We start from the raw sequence: 13,641 nt of genomic DNA, 5'->3' as shown, positions 1-13,641 counted from the left end.
CCGACGGTCCCGCGCTGCGCGCGGCACCAGGCCGCTGCGCGGCCTGACTAACGAGCCCGTGCCGGGGCCTGCGGCCCCGGCAAACCCGCGCTGCGCGCGGGCGGGAGCGCACTAATGCGGTCTACTACTGCGGGTAACTACTTCGCCCCACTATTGGGATAGGGGCGGCACCCATACAGTTCCTCTGAATGCCTCACCGACGCCACACGGACACGTGCTCCTTGCGACGGAGTGGCTTGCCCTCAGGGCCCTTGATGTACGGCTCCCGGTAGATGAGCTTGCGGAGGCTCTGCTGGGGGCCATACGGCTGGTGCGCCCAGTGACCGCGTACCACCCACCTGTGGCTGTAGGTGCGTCCAGACCGGTCACTGTCGGTGCGCTCGTACTGGTTCTCGGTGACGAGCTGCGAGGCGCGTTCCGTCGCGGCCCTGATGAACGCGGGCGCGTCCAGATCCCCCAGGTAGCGTCGCAGCCGATGTCCTCGATGAACGCGCACGCAACCGCTGACCCAAGGACACGAGGGTCGAGTGGGCGGAGTGAGTGGGGGCCGCGTGGCTAGCGTGAGACTCATGGTGACCCCCCGCCTCCCGCGCCGCTTGTGGACCGCCACCGAAGTCGAGCGCTTGCTCGGCTGGACGGGCAGCGATGAGGAGCTGGCCGCCAGCTTGGGTCGGTCGGTGCGCGCGATCAGCGCGAAGCGACGGGCGCTCCTCGACCCGGCTGGCGCCGCGGTCGCCAGGGAACGTGGCCGCGCACGCGCCAACCGGCGAGCGTTGATCTACCAACGAACCCACCGCGAAGCGTTCAACGCGGTCGCTCGCGCGAGGACGGCCCGTGACCGGGCGGCCGCGACGGCGTCCGGGCCGTACACCGCGGCGGAAGACGAGGTGGTGATGCGCGTCGAGCTCACCGCCGGCGACGTGGCGCGCCGTCTGGGGCGGACTAGGTCTTCGGTGAAGCAACGACGCCAGAAGCTCCGCAACCGCCGCGGCGAGGAAGGGTCGCAAAACCCTTGATGTGATGGTGCGCCGCAACGAACTCGCGGGCGACCGCCAGATGGATCGGCTGGAGGGTCAAGGCGCGGGTCATGCGGCTGACGGCGTTTCCGTAGCCGTCGATCTGGTCCCGGGCGGACCCCCACACGATGAACGTGCCCCGGTAGTCGCCGAAGTTGACGTCGAAGCCGCAGCTGCGCCCGATCTCGTGACTGCGGAGCATGCGGAAGTAGCAGTCCTCGAGCGTGATGGCGTCGAGAGCTTCGCGCCACTCGGCGGCGAGCAGGGTCGTTGTGTCGCGGCTGGTGAGGGTGCCGAACGGGTCGAGGACTGGGTGGGGGGCGGTTTCGGTTCCGGCGCTGCCGTTGGATTTGAACCAGCCCGCGGTCAGGAGGGCGGGGGTCTGCTCGCTGGTGATGGTCGGCATCGGCTCGGCGTGGGTGTTCGGTGTGGTGTTCTTGCGGTAGGGCAGGATCCCGGCCGACACCAGGGCCATGCCGCCAGACCCAGCACCACCCACGACGGTCCTCATCGGCTCATCCGGGCCGCTGTTGGTCGCGTTGGTGCGGTTTGGCACGACACCGGCGGTGATGAGCGCCATCGTTTCGGAGCCACCTTGGGTCGCGATCGGCTCGTCAGCGCCGCGGGGCGCGCCTTGGAAGTTGTCGACGGCGAGCGCGATGCCGGGGCTGAGCATCGCGACTGAAGCGGTCGCAGGCTGGGTCCACAGGGGTTGGGACACGTCCCGTGTGCGGCACTCGGATCCAGGGTGCTCGAAGCTGTTCGCGGTCTGCATGATCGCGGCAGTGGTGAGCAACCCGGCCTCTTGCTGGCTGGTCTGGGTCGCGAGCGGCTGGCCGAAGTGTCGGTCGCTGCCCCGGGCAGCCTTGGCGGGCATGATCGCCCCCGACACGACCTTCGTCTCCTGGCGGGCGATCGGCATCAGAATGGCCGGGAAGTCGGCGAACCGTCGCCGGCAGCGCTCAGCCCGGGCCATCGTCGCCGCGGCGAGGGGGCGCTCGCGGTCGCCGATGCGCGTGCCGAGGTCGGTCAGGTCGAGGGTGTTGATCGATGGCGCGAACGCGGGCATGACCTCGCGGCGGCACCTCGAGCAGCGGTAGTTGTACTGCTTGTCGTGGCGGACTGATCCGGTGGGCGGAACGCCCGTTTTCCACGTCCAGACGGCCTCGGTGGTGGCGTCGCAGTGCGCGCAGTAGGCGAGGGGGCAGTGATCGAGGTCCGGGGCGGGGATGTAGGACTGCCAGAACGCGATGTAGAGCCGGTCGCGGGACTGGGGGACGTCGAAGAATTGGCTGTTGAGGTACATGACCCGGTGGTGGTAGCCGAGCTTGTCGAACTGGTTGAGCCACCAGCGGTAGGTCGAGCCGTCACCGACCTTCCGCTTGCCGGGGATCGCCTTGCCCCACGACGTGAGCTCGGTCGTGCACTCGATGAGGATCATCCGCGGCCGGTGCTGGTCGGCGTAGTGCAGAACGCAGTTGGCGGTGGCCCGGTCACGTTCGGAGCGCGTCACCGCCGCTTCATAGTCGGGGTCCTCCAAACTGAACAGGTCGGCCTGCTGTTCGTAGGCGCGCTTGCTGTTGGCCTGGGAGTGGTTGACGCAGGAGACGCCGGCGACGAGCAGGTCCGCGGCGGGAAGGTCGCGTGCTGAGTGGTAGTCCGCCGAGGTGGGGTCGACCAGGTCCGCGATCCAGTGTTCGGCGTAGGGGTGGTTGGCCTCGTGGACCTCGACCTTGTAGCGGTTGTGATTGGCGGCCATGATCGTGGTGAACCCGGCTCGGCGGACACCCTCGGTGAGCCCCCCGAACCCGGCGAACAGATCGACCGCGACCAGGTCGTCGTGGCGGAAACGACGCCGCTTGACGGCGGGCCGGTGCTGGGCGGTTTTCATCCTTGAGTCTCTTCCAAACCACAGGCTTCGTGGTCCCAAGCGGAATCGCAGCACAGGGCCTCGTACGCGGTCAGGCAAGCCGGGCATAGGCCGGCGACGCTGGGGCGCCCACAGGCCTCACAGGGGCCCGCCGGACGGGAGCCGCGCCGGCGCCGCCGCTCGAGGTCCAGGTCAATCACTCTCATCGACGGACTCCATCCGCGTAGGGGCCAGTGCTTCGACCTCGACGCCACGTGCGCATCAGGAGGCCTCCTTCTCGCCGGCCGTGGTGAGGATCGCGACCAGGTCCTGATGACGTGTGGAGTCGGGTTCGAGACGGAGACCGGTCACCAGCGCAGTGCTGATAGCGGAGCCGTTCGTCAGGGTGGGATGCAGAGCAGTCCGGTAGACCTCAGCAAGTCGGGCTGCAGCGGGCAGTGGGGCGACGTCGACAACCTCGGTGAGCGCACGCAGCAGTTCACGGTCAGCTGGACGGGTCAGGTCCAGGTAGCCCTCCGCATGCCGGCGGGCGACGTCGGCCAGTGTCACGTGCATCCAGCAGGGCAACTGGGCGTGGCACGGGTGGTTCAGCTCGAAGTCGTGGTTCCCGGCCACGAGGAACCTCTTAGCCACCATGTTGTAGTCGACCCGGTCGGCGCGTTGGCCAGGGAAGGCGGTCACGGCGACCTCGAAGTCCTGGCAGGAGGTGAATCCGATGACCCAGCCGCGGGAGCGCTGGTAGGTCAACGAGTCGGGATCGATTCCGTCCAGACGACTAACCAGGTCAGCCAGCGTAAGGATTGCGGGGGTGGGGTTCGTGGTCATCGGGCGTCCTTTCGTTCACCGAGAACAGGTGCACGCCTGTGACATGGGGGAGGTCTTCGGATGGTTCGGGGAAGGTGCTGGACAGGTGGTCGTCGACCAGCTGCTCGAGCTCGGCGGACGTGGCCGCACTCAAGACGACGACGTCGCCGGTGAGTGGGTCGGTCACCTCGGCGATGTGGCGTGTGTTCACTGCTGACTCCCTTCGGGCCATGAGCCCTCCATGATCTTGTTGTAGGCGCGGACCGCTGTGTCCATTGCGGCGTGCATCACCTTGGGGTCTCCCTTCGACCAGCCGGCGATGTAGCCAGGGGAGAAGGATGCGGCATCCGATGCGGCCATGCCACGCGATCGATTGACCAGGTAGGCGGTCATCTCGGCCTCGGTTTCCATGCGGCCTCGGTGCTGGCGGTACTCGCTGAGGTTGTCGACGTGGCCGCAGTGGACGTGAGCGAGTTCGTGGGCGAGGGTTGATGCCTTCTCCGTGGGGGTCTGGCGGGCGTCGACGACGATCCGCTTGGTGGCCGGCTCGGTGTACCCGTAGGTACCCGTCCCCGCGGCACGGTTGAAGCCGGGGATCTCGGTCTCTTCGTAGGAGTAGCCGGCTGTTCCGACGCGGTCGCGAAGCCCCTCGAGGGTGCCTGGCGCCACGGTTCCGGTCTGGTGACCGGCTGGCGAGGGCGGGAGGGGGTCGCCGTGGGTATCGGAGATGTCGAAGACGGGGATGCTCTTGAAGCCGACAACGCGGTGGCGCTCCACCTCGGTGCCGTCGTCGGCCTCGTCGACGACCTTCCGGGTGATCGGCGCGAGGATCCAGACCGCCTTGGCGCCCTTGCTGACCTTGCGGCCCTGGGCCTCCCATTGCCTGAACCCCATCATGTGGAGGTTGTCCAGATCCTTGCCGCGCTGCAGCATCTGCATGGCCGCCAGCAGCCGGTTGTTGGGGCTCCAGCGCTGTAGCCCGTTGGAGGCCATCGCGTTGAGCCACCTGGTCAGCTGTCCCGACTCCATGATCGACTTCACTGACTGCTCGAGGTCAGCGACCATCGCGTGGACCCGGGCGTCCCCCTTCAAGTCGCCGTACGCGGCATCCGGGAGACCCGCAGGCGTCGGACACCTGTGATCGTTGCCTTGGTACTGGCCGCAGCTGGAGCACCGGTCCTGTGCCACCGCATCGTCGACGTCCTCGACAGCCGCGAGCTCGTGGGAATCCCCGGTCGCGGAGGGGTGCGGGTCTCGGTGCAGGGTGTCGAGCGCCCGCTTGGCTTCTGCACGTTCCCGAAGCGCCGCTTGAAGGCTCTGCTCGTGGGCACCGTGCCGCTGGCGCAACGCCGCCACCCCCACGGCCACCCGTGCGGCGTTGTAGCGGGCCTCCGCAGCCTTGAGGGAATCCTCTGGCGAGGCAGGCGCAATGTGCGACCCTGCGGTCCGGTTCGGGGCACCAGAAGTGTGGACGGCCGCCAGCGACTCGATCGAGCCGCCGGCAGTCAACGCTGCCGGCTCGGCCGGTTCGAGCACCGCGGTTCCTGAACGCCGGCGTCGATAGTGGCCGGCAACCTGGACGCCCGAGGACGTCGTGTAGTCGTTGACCCAGATGTCGTGCTCGCTCACGGTTCGACCCGGTCTATCCGTGCAAGGGCGGTCATGTGAGGGCTCGGAGGCTGCAAGGCTGGGGAGGCCCAGATCATTCGTGTTCTCATGGCCAGACAAGGTGCTTCGAGGGCACCTGTCCGTGACCGCCCAGGACAGAGCAGGTTCAGGGTCTCCAGGCCGCGCCGAGTTGCACATCGAGCCAGGGACGGCAATCCGGCCAGATGAGGACATGGTCAGCGACGCCACCCCACAGGGCGGGGTCCAGGTGGGGATCCGGCAAGATCGCGAAGACGTTCGGGCGAGCGGCCAGTTGGCCGGCAGCCAGCAGGCCGCTGACCGCGGGGAGTGCTTCTTCGGTGACCAGCACGGCTGCCGCGCTGGCCCAGGTCTCCGGTTCGATGCTGTGGGTCTTGGACCAGTTGACGGCCAGGGGTTCGGGCCGCCAGGTCTCGGCGATCGCGAGGGTCTGGGAGGTGCGGGAGCGTGTCCAGATCCATGGAGCTTCGGCGTAGCCGGGAACGCGCACTGCGGCCGCCCATGCCGTCTTGGTGAGGAGTGTGTGGGCGACCGATGTTTCCCAGTAGGGGGCCCGGCTGCAGGTGTGGATCGCGGCGTGGCACGCCTTGATGACTTCGACAGGGATCAAGGGCCCCGGCACCGGACGATAGGTGTACTCCGCCGGCGAGCCAAGGCGCTGGACGATCGTGTTCATCTGACGGATGAGGGTCCCTGCTCGAGTACCGTCCAGCGAGGTCAGGGAGCCAGGCATGGAGAGGGCCGCGGCCGGAGGGCCGACCAAGACCTTCCACTCGAGCGCGGCGGTGACGATCAGGTCGAGGTGGTCGTCGGGGATGAAGTTCATGGGGGGTGTCCGTCCTATGGTTCTTGCCCACGACGCTAGGGACGGAACCCCCCACAGCGAGTGCGACTGTCACCCCCCAACTCAGCTGGCGAGGGCACCGCCACTCTGAGCCACCTGTCCGTGGCGATGATTCCGGGGCCACTCGGTGGGGCGCCTCTTGCCATCGATCCACGCCGTACCCGCGGCCAAGCCGGTGTAGCGGTCGGTCTCAGCCCAGTTGGCACACACAGTCAGCACAGGGCACCCGGCACACAGCTCCACGGCCGGTGCTGCAGCAACGCGGGCCGTCCACTTCGTGGTAGCGGATGCGTGGTCACGTTCAGCCACCCCCCACAGCTGGCGATCCTCACGGCACGCGCCGTTCCACGCCAAATGCACGGCCAGCTCCTGGGCGCGGGCCTCTCGTTCGCCGTAGGTGACCTTGCTCACTGGATCGAGTCCCGCCGGCGCGCGATGGACTGCACGCTGAGCGCAGTGAGGACGCCGAGCAGCACGACCAAACCGGCCGCAATGCTGAGGCGAGCAAGATCAAGCCCAGCTCCGCCCATCGCGGGGATCGACACCATCGGTGAGGCGCTCTCCGGGACCAGGATGTGGTGCTCGACCAGCCAGTCAGATCCCTGGGCCCACAGCTGGCCGGCGCCGACCGCGAGGGCGGGGAAGGCGAAGAAGCCGCAGATGATGAACCAGAAGGTGTCGTCGTTCTCAATGTCCTTGATGGAACCGGTGGTCATCGTCGGGTCCCTCCTTTCGTCACTCAGAACAGGTGTCCGGGCGTGACCGCTGCACGAGATCGGCCAGCAGGTTGGTTTCGTAGCGGTCTGCACAGCGGTCACACAGCGCAGAGGGAGCAGGGCGGCCGCAGTCGTCGCACACGTCGATCAGGCGGCTGGTGTCAGGCATGGGGTGGTTGTCCCTTCATGAGGTGTGTCAGGCGCATGCGAGGTCGGCGGTGATCTGCGTGCGGACCTTGCGTCGGATCCCGGGTGGCAGGTGCAGTTCGGCACCGCGGCGGGTGGCGATGGCGAGCCGGTTGGCGGCCTCGTTCAGGGGGTGGCCGTTGTGGCCACGGACCCACTCATAGGTGACGGTGCGTCCAGCCGATGCGGCTTCGATCCGAGCGAGCAGTGATGCGTAGCGGCGAGCCTTAGGGTCGACCTTGCCGCTGGTCAGCAACGTGACCGCGGTGAGTGAGTCGGACTGGATATGGAGTGCGCCGTGGTAGGTCTCCACGGCCAGCAGGATGGCTCGCAGCTCACAGAGGGTGACGTCGTGGCGGCGGCTGAGGCGTAGTTCCCTGGTCCTGCCGTCCTGGCTGATGCACGCGATCGCGGCTGAGCCGGTGCGCAAACCGACCGATGCGTCGGTGGCCACGACGAGAACCCGCTCGCGGGTTGTGGCGGGTTGCTGGTCACGCCAGGCGTCGGCGAGCTGGTGGGTCTCGCTCAGGTAGTTCGGCCCTGTCTTGGCTCCGATGATGATCTGGGGGTCGGCGAAGCCGCATGCGGCGAGGTTCTGGGCCAGCGAGGTGGGGACGACGACGGTGAGGGGTTCGGATAGGCCATGTGCCTCCTCAACGAGTCCGCAGAAGGCGTCCAGGACGGCGACTCTCCCCTGGTCTTGCGGACCTTCCCACACGGTCCGCGCGTGGATCTCGCCATGGCTTGCGCGGCCGACCAGGACGACTGCTCGGCCGCCATGTTCGACCTTGAGGATGTGTGCGAACTCTGAGGCATGGGGAAGTCTCCGAGTGGGGGTGGCGATGAAGGGTGATCGTGGGGGGCGAGGGACCGGGCGGGGGGTGTTGTTCTCCATGCCCTGACCCTGCCGATTTCCGGTGCCGTGGAACCCTCCGCTGTCGCCCCCCATCTGAGGCCCTTTCAGTCGATGTCGGGTCGGCGCACGGCGACGGGCTCTGATGCTGGCAGGGACAGCGAGCCGCACTCATCGGTGTCGCTGCGCCAGGACACTGCGATGCAGGCTGGGTCGAAGGCGTCCTCCTCTGGGTCCTCGTCGATGACGACCCACTCCCCGCTCCCCTCTTCGACCTGGATGAGGTCTCCCACCTCGAGCCGGGACGGGGGCAGGTGGATGGGGGCTCCGTAGCCGATGTACTGGTCGGCGTGCTCGGGGAACGGTTCGTCCTCGTCGTGAGCCTCGTCGACGAACAGGCCTGGGGCGACCCGGCGCCGGCCACTGCTCGGGAGGTTGGGGTCCAGCCCGAGGGCTGCGAGCGTGGAGGACAGAGCGCGAGCATGTTCGGGGGAGATCTCGTCGCCGGTTCCGGCAAGAGCCAGGTCGAGGTCTGGTCTGCTGGAGGCCAAGGCCCACTCGGCCTGCTGGTAGTCGGAGAAGGTCAAGGGAATGGGCTCGCCGGTGTCCAGGTCGAAGCTCTCCTGATCCGATCCGGGAGGGATGATGACCAGGCGCTCGTGTCGAGCCGCGGTGGGCTTGAGCTGCTGCAGGAGCAGGGCCTCTTCGCTGCCGGGCTCGGCGTACATGCTGGGGAAGCGATAGCACTGGGTCTCGACGGGGACCCCTTGGTCGTTGACGGCCATGGCCCGGCCCGTTACCCCTCGAGGGATGGCGACGCCGGTGTAAGCGTTCTCCCACATCATCATCGCGCCTGCAGGGTCCAGACGTCCCATGCTGATGCGTTGGCCGAAGTTGGATCGGGTCTCTCCGCCGGCTCCACCGAGCAGTGCGACGTCGGGGCGCTGCATGCTGATGATGAGGTGGATGCGCGCAGTTCGGGCCTTGCGGGCCAGGGAGCCCACCTCTTGGAGGGTCCGCGGCTTGGTCGGGTCGCCCTTGACCTTGACGGTGGCGTACCAATCGAGGAGGTTTGCCACGAACTCCGCGTACTCGTCGAGGATGACCACCAAGGGCTCGAGGTCGTCGACACGAACCTTGCCCTCTTCGATGAGCTGGTAGCGGTACTCCATGAGCTGCCACACGCGATGAACGAGGGCGACTTGCTGTTCCAGGGTGGTGGCGACGATCTGGACATTGGGCCAATCCCGGTGATCGAGGAACTCGATCCGTTTCGCGTCGAGGATCCACACGGGCCATCCGTAGCGGGTGATCGTCGCGATGATGGCGTGGACGGTGGATGTCTTACCCGACCCGGTGCCACCTGAGATCAGCGCCTGCGGAACCAGGGCGGGGTGCCACCAGATCCGGCGGCCGTCCTCGTCTTCGCCGACCGGGATCTTCACCTTGCGATAGTTGAGGAGTAAGTCGTCGACGTCGTCAGGGATCGGGTCGATGGGAAGCCAGATGCTGGTGGGAAGTGACGGGCGCTGCTCGAAGGTCACCTTGTCTCCCTCGAGGTCCCAGTTGGCCCTCCAGCGGCCCGGCATCATGGCCGAGACCGTCCGCTCGGCACGCAACCGGAAGCCAGCCACGGCACACTTCGCGGACTCCTCGTGGTCAACGTGGACCCGGATGATGTCACCATCCTCGTTCGCCTCAAACTCGGCGATCTTGGTGGAGGGCCCGACCAGAGACGTGATCGCGCGCTCAAGGCGAACCTGGGCGTAGGGCGGTGCGTCCCCGGCGCTCGTGTCATCCGGAACGAGATGGAGACGGCAACGGGACCGGTCGTGTCGATCGACCTTGTAGGCGCGGTCGAGACGCCGCTGCAGGACATCGAGGACAGCAGGGCGCCAGTTGGGGTCTCCATCGGGGACCCCGGGGGCGTAGCGGATCATCACGCGCTGCGGGATGCCCACGCCGCGCCCGGTCCACTTGGTCAGGGTGACCGTGCGGCGGTCCAGTTTGCGGGCGCCGGTGTAGTTGGCCAACGCCTCCACCAGCAGGTCTTGGATCCGGTCACGGGCGACCTTTCGTGCTCCGTTCCTCCACACCACGACGGCCAGCACGACGCCGGCGGCGAACGCCACACCGGCCAGCAGGGCTTCTTGCTGGAGGCCGAGCACTCCGGCGCCCACGGCCCCAAGTGCGAACATCAGCAGGGCGTAGGAACGGTGCTGGGTTGCACGCGGGACCAGCTGCGCGACGGGTTCAGTTTGAGCTGTCCTTCTTTGAGCCTGCGATGTGGCCGGGGCGCTCCTGGGCATCATGCTCCTGACGACGGGATCTCTGATCTGCCCAGAGAAGGTGCGAGGCCGTGACCGGCCACCGCTGTATCGGCCGAGGAGCTGGGCCGTGATACCCCCCCCGGGGCATCAGAAAGTGTTCAAAGCCCTTGCCAACGCCTAGAACAAGATCGGATGTGTCGGATACGTCAGAGCTCATGTCTAGGTTGCGTGACATGCCGAAATCAAAGGGTAGGAACAAGAAGGCGCAACGCCGAGGCAAGTCCCTCGGCCCAGTACGGCGAACCGCAGGGATGCCGGCGGCGAGCATCGATCCACAGTCGGTCCCAGCCGATCCGGAACGCCAGATGGGGTACGGTGCGACGGTCATGCTGGGCGGGGTCGTGGATCCACCTGGCATCACCTACTTCGACGACAGAGTCGAAGCGGTCTTGACCAAGCGCGGCTGGACGAGCGCGAGGTCAGACGGCAACGTGCCAGACGGCGATGCGTGGGCCTTCGACACCCGTGGCGGCGACTACCTGGCCGCGTCGAGGGCCTACATCTATGTCACCAGGGATCACATCGTTGCGGACGCCGCCGAGGAGAGCGGAATCCCCAGCCGGCGCTACAACAGCGTCGAGGAGCTCGAGGCCGATCTCGACGAGATCGAGGCGTGGCCCCACGAAGACGATCTCGCCCCGAGGTAGTGCATCGCACCCAATGGGCTGCCGTGTGATCCCTTGGGGACGCGGCAGCCTCGGGCCTAGACTCTCTCATGGAATCGCCCTCGAACTTCAATGACTTGTTGTCTCGGGCGGATCCATGGCGCCGTTGTTCCCGCAACGGCGGGTCAAGTCCAACACGGTGGTGTAGGAGTGATTCCTCGTTTCATGCGGTGAGGGCGGTGGGTTCCTCCTGTTCGGTGGTGCCGGGGATGAGGGTGAGCCGGGCCTTCTTCAACAGTTCGAGGCCGAGGTAGCGGCGGCCTTCGGCCCATTCGTCGTGTTGTTCGGCCAGGACGGCACCGACCAGGCGGATGATGCTGTCGCGGTTGGGGAAGATCCCGACAACATCGGTGCGTCGGCGGATCTCCTTGTTCAAGCGCTCGTTCGGGTTGTTGGACCACACCTGCCGCCACACCCCCTGCGGGAACGCGGTGAACGCCAGCACCTCGTCGCGGGCTTGCTCGAGGTGCTCGTGCACGGCGGGGAGCTTGTTGGCCTGGACCTCGGCCAGGAGCCGGTCGTACTGGGCGTGCACCGCGACGGGGTCGGCCTGTTCGAACACCGAGTGCAGCCACGCCTTGACCGCGGGCCAGGCGTGCTTGGGACACACCGACATCAGGTTCGCGGTGTAGTGGGTACGGCACCGTTGCCACGACGCCCCCGGCAAGGTGGCCCCGACCGCCTCGACAAGGCCGGCGTGGGCGTCGCTGGTGACCAGCGCGACCCCGGACAGGCCGCGGGCGACCAGGTCCTTGAAGAACGTCAGCCAGCCAGCATGCGACTCGCTGGTCGACACTGAAATGCCTAGTACTTCGCGGTAGCCGTCGTTGTTGACGCCGGTGGCGACCATGACGGCGACCTTCACCACCCGACCACCCTCCCGCACCCGCATCGTCAACGCGTCGGCGGCCACGAACGTGTACGGGCCGGCATCCAACGGGCGGTTGCGGAAGTCGGCCAACAGCTGGTCGAGCTCCTGGGCCATCACGCTGACCTGGGACTTCGACAACCCGGTGATCCCCAGCGCCTTGACGAGCTTGTCCATCCGCAGGGTCGACACGCCCAGCAGGTAGCAGGTCGCCACCACGGACACGAGGGCTTGCTCGCTGCGGCGTTGGCGGACCAGCAGCCAGTCAGGGTAGAACGACCCTTCACGCAGCTTCGGGACGGCGACATCCAACGTGCCCAGGCGGGTGTCGAGGTCACGGTGGCGGTAGCCGTTGCGCCGGTTAACCCGCCCCTCGTCCCGAACCCCGTGCGGGGCGCCGCAGACCTGGTCGGCCTGGGCGGACAGGATCGTGTTCACGAACCCTTCCAGCAGTTCGCGCAACAGGTCGGGGGAGGACTGGCCCAACAGGTGGTTCAAGAACTCGGCCGGGTCGTCGATACTGGAGACAGCGGTCATCGGTGGGCCTTTCCTTCGAGTTGGTTGTGAGAGATCTCTCGAAGAATCACCCGGTGACCGCCCCTACGTCTGGAGCGACACGGTCACGATCACCGGGTCGTACACCACTGTGCTGGACTCAACTCGCAGCGTCGGGCTCTCGCTTAAGGGGGGACTGACTCGTCTGCATCAAAACCTCCTGGGTGAGTTGGTCCCTAGATATGCGCGCCAACGTGCTCTCCACTGCCAAAAGCCTGTGGATAGATTGATGCCACCGTCTCCAGCCCATGCGAAGAGCGGGATCTGGGTCGGCCTTCCCTGGATGATGGCATGTGCCATCCGGCCAACTTCTACTGCGCCCGCGACAGGCGCTAGCCGTGTGTCTCGGGGTGCTGGTCGAGGAATGCTTGGGCTACCGCCAAGGCTTGCTCGGCTTCGGTTCCTCTGTCGAGGTCTTGGAGGACCTCTGCCTGTGCTCGGAGGCAGTCGACGTAGAGCCGGCCATGCTCCTTGGGCGCGAGCTCGGCGTAAGTTCTGGCCTTCTGGGCAGCGCGCCCCATGTGGGTCGCCGCCTCGGCCGGTTGCCGGAGTTCGGCGTGGGCTATCCCGAGAATGAGCAGCGCACGGGCCAGAGTGGTTTGGACGGTGTCGTCGAGCGGGTCTGCGTCGGTGAGTCGTTGAAGCCCTTGCTGAGCCTCTGTGATCAGCGCGACGGGCGGTGACCGCGCCGCGGCTGTCCGGGCCGCCTTCCCATGAGGCCTCCTGTGAAGCCGGCCGAGTTCAATGGCGATCGCGAACCGATGAGACTTTCCCTGCTCGACCGGACACCATGCTCATTTGGGTGAAGATCAACGACGACGCCTGGACGCACTGGTCGTGGTCGGGCGGAGCGGCACCTCAATCCTCGACGTTGGTCCTAGATGCGAGGCGATGGTGCCTTTGCTGGGCGGCCTGGGGGCTGGCCAGGCCTAGGGCGAAGGCCACCTGGACCCAGGGCATACCTCGGAGGCGAGCCAGCTGCAGCAACGACAACTCGAGTTCGTCGATCTCGGCCCTGACGTGGGGAACCAGCGTCAGAGCTGCTATCACGTCATCCTCGTCCAATGGGGGCTCGCCTTCTAGATGGGCAACGGCTCCGCCTCCCAGCAGCGCTGCGGCGCGGACAGCCTCTGTGGGGCTGATCCCTTCTGGGTGGGTGAAACGGGAGCGTGCCTGAGGTGAGCCTGCGAACCGTTGGCCGAGGCGCATGAGGGCGTCGAAGGTTCGGGCTGCGCGGAGGGCGCGGGGGTCGGGAGAGTCAAAAGCCATGTCTCAACATTATGTTGT

Annotated in this window: 13 protein-coding genes; 3 read left to right on the top strand and 10 right to left on the bottom strand. The window is 67.0% G+C overall.

What is annotated here, in order from left to right; all coding sequences use genetic code 11:
• The first annotated feature begins 569 nt into the window (after nucleotides 1–569).
• Nucleotides 570–1,016 (top strand): hypothetical protein, encoded by a 447-nt coding sequence (locus H5397_RS09405; RefSeq protein ID WP_182816885.1) that lies wholly within the window; start codon nucleotides 570–572, stop codon nucleotides 1,014–1,016.
• On the opposite strand, the gene H5397_RS09400 is transcribed toward H5397_RS09405, so the two are convergent.
• The 9 genes from H5397_RS09400 to H5397_RS09360 all read right to left on the bottom strand — a co-directional run bounded on the left by H5397_RS09400 (nucleotide 943) and on the right by H5397_RS09360 (nucleotide 10,134).
• Nucleotides 943–2,907: a DNA cytosine methyltransferase gene (locus H5397_RS09400; protein WP_182816883.1), complete on the bottom strand. Its 1,965-nt coding sequence runs from the start codon at nucleotides 2,905–2,907 to the stop codon at nucleotides 943–945. The two genes, H5397_RS09405 and H5397_RS09400, sit on opposite strands and share 74 nt — an antisense overlap.
• A gap of 240 nt (nucleotides 2,908–3,147) precedes the next feature.
• The gene (locus H5397_RS09395) at nucleotides 3,148–3,633 is read right to left on the bottom strand and encodes a hypothetical protein (RefSeq protein ID WP_182816881.1); all 486 of its coding nucleotides are present in this window, start codon (nucleotides 3,631–3,633) and stop codon (nucleotides 3,148–3,150) included.
• 37 nt (nucleotides 3,634–3,670) lie between these two features.
• Nucleotides 3,671–3,901 (bottom strand): hypothetical protein, encoded by a 231-nt coding sequence (locus tag H5397_RS09390; protein ID WP_182816879.1) that lies wholly within the window; start codon nucleotides 3,899–3,901, stop codon nucleotides 3,671–3,673.
• Nucleotides 3,898–5,319: an ImmA/IrrE family metallo-endopeptidase gene (locus tag H5397_RS18855; RefSeq protein ID WP_182816877.1), complete on the bottom strand. Its 1,422-nt coding sequence runs from the start codon at nucleotides 5,317–5,319 to the stop codon at nucleotides 3,898–3,900. Before H5397_RS18855 ends, H5397_RS09390 begins: the two co-directional genes overlap by 4 nt.
• 145 nt (nucleotides 5,320–5,464) lie before the next feature.
• Nucleotides 5,465–6,163, bottom strand: a complete 699-nt coding sequence (locus tag H5397_RS09380; RefSeq protein WP_182816875.1) for a hypothetical protein — start codon at nucleotides 6,161–6,163, stop codon at nucleotides 5,465–5,467.
• 425 nt (nucleotides 6,164–6,588) lie between these two features.
• Nucleotides 6,589–6,897 (bottom strand): hypothetical protein, encoded by a 309-nt coding sequence (locus H5397_RS09375; protein WP_182816873.1) that lies wholly within the window; start codon nucleotides 6,895–6,897, stop codon nucleotides 6,589–6,591.
• 19 nt (nucleotides 6,898–6,916) lie between these two features.
• Nucleotides 6,917–7,066, bottom strand: a complete 150-nt coding sequence (locus tag H5397_RS09370; protein ID WP_182816871.1) for a hypothetical protein — start codon at nucleotides 7,064–7,066, stop codon at nucleotides 6,917–6,919.
• A gap of 27 nt (nucleotides 7,067–7,093) precedes the next feature.
• Entirely contained in the window at nucleotides 7,094–7,978 is an 885-nt protein-coding gene (locus H5397_RS09365) for an RNase H family protein (RefSeq protein WP_182816870.1), read from the bottom strand.
• A 65-nt stretch (nucleotides 7,979–8,043) separates the two neighbouring features.
• Nucleotides 8,044–10,134: an FtsK/SpoIIIE domain-containing protein gene (locus tag H5397_RS09360; RefSeq protein ID WP_182816868.1), complete on the bottom strand. Its 2,091-nt coding sequence runs from the start codon at nucleotides 10,132–10,134 to the stop codon at nucleotides 8,044–8,046.
• 305 nt (nucleotides 10,135–10,439) lie between these two features.
• On the opposite strand from H5397_RS09360, the gene H5397_RS09355 reads away from it, so the two are divergent.
• A complete protein-coding gene (locus tag H5397_RS09355; RefSeq protein WP_182816866.1) occupies nucleotides 10,440–10,913 on the top strand; it encodes a hypothetical protein in 474 nt (157 codons plus the stop codon).
• 181 nt (nucleotides 10,914–11,094) lie between these two features.
• On the opposite strand, the gene H5397_RS09350 is transcribed toward H5397_RS09355, so the two are convergent.
• Complete coding sequence (locus tag H5397_RS09350) at nucleotides 11,095–12,336, bottom strand: IS256 family transposase (RefSeq protein ID WP_182816864.1); 1,242 nt, start codon at nucleotides 12,334–12,336, stop codon at nucleotides 11,095–11,097.
• Between the two features lie 368 nt (nucleotides 12,337–12,704).
• On the opposite strand from H5397_RS09350, the gene H5397_RS09345 reads away from it, so the two are divergent.
• On the top strand, nucleotides 12,705–13,037 hold the full coding sequence (locus H5397_RS09345) for a hypothetical protein (RefSeq protein WP_182816862.1): 333 nt from the start codon (nucleotides 12,705–12,707) through the stop codon (nucleotides 13,035–13,037).
• The last annotated feature ends 604 nt before the right edge of the window (nucleotides 13,038–13,641 follow it).

Source organism: Propioniciclava sp. MC1683 (assembly GCF_014164675.1).
GTDB lineage: Bacteria > Actinomycetota > Actinomycetes > Propionibacteriales > Propionibacteriaceae > Propioniciclava.
The sequence above is the reverse complement of the archived record's forward strand: the minus strand, read 5'-3'. Positions and strand labels throughout refer to the sequence as shown.

Bases quoted from the DNA above. Each gene is read 5' to 3' on its own strand.
- H5397_RS09380 (WP_182816875.1), bottom strand. From the start codon at position 6,163: ATGAACTTCATCCCCGACGACCACCTCGACCTGATCGTCACCGCCGCG.
- H5397_RS09405 (WP_182816885.1), top strand. From the start codon at position 570: ATGGTGACCCCCCGCCTCCCGCGCCGCTTGTGGACCGCCACCGAAGTC.
- H5397_RS09400 (WP_182816883.1), bottom strand. From the start codon at position 2,907: ATGAAAACCGCCCAGCACCGGCCCGCCGTCAAGCGGCGTCGTTTCCGC.
- H5397_RS09355 (WP_182816866.1), top strand. From the start codon at position 10,440: ATGCCGAAATCAAAGGGTAGGAACAAGAAGGCGCAACGCCGAGGCAAG.
- H5397_RS09375 (WP_182816873.1), bottom strand. From the start codon at position 6,897: ATGACCACCGGTTCCATCAAGGACATTGAGAACGACGACACCTTCTGG.
- H5397_RS09350 (WP_182816864.1), bottom strand. From the start codon at position 12,336: ATGACCGCTGTCTCCAGTATCGACGACCCGGCCGAGTTCTTGAACCAC.
- H5397_RS09360 (WP_182816868.1), bottom strand. From the start codon at position 10,134: ATGTTCGCACTTGGGGCCGTGGGCGCCGGAGTGCTCGGCCTCCAGCAA.
- H5397_RS09365 (WP_182816870.1), bottom strand. From the start codon at position 7,978: ATGGAGAACAACACCCCCCGCCCGGTCCCTCGCCCCCCACGATCACCC.
- H5397_RS09370 (WP_182816871.1), bottom strand. From the start codon at position 7,066: ATGCCTGACACCAGCCGCCTGATCGACGTGTGCGACGACTGCGGCCGC.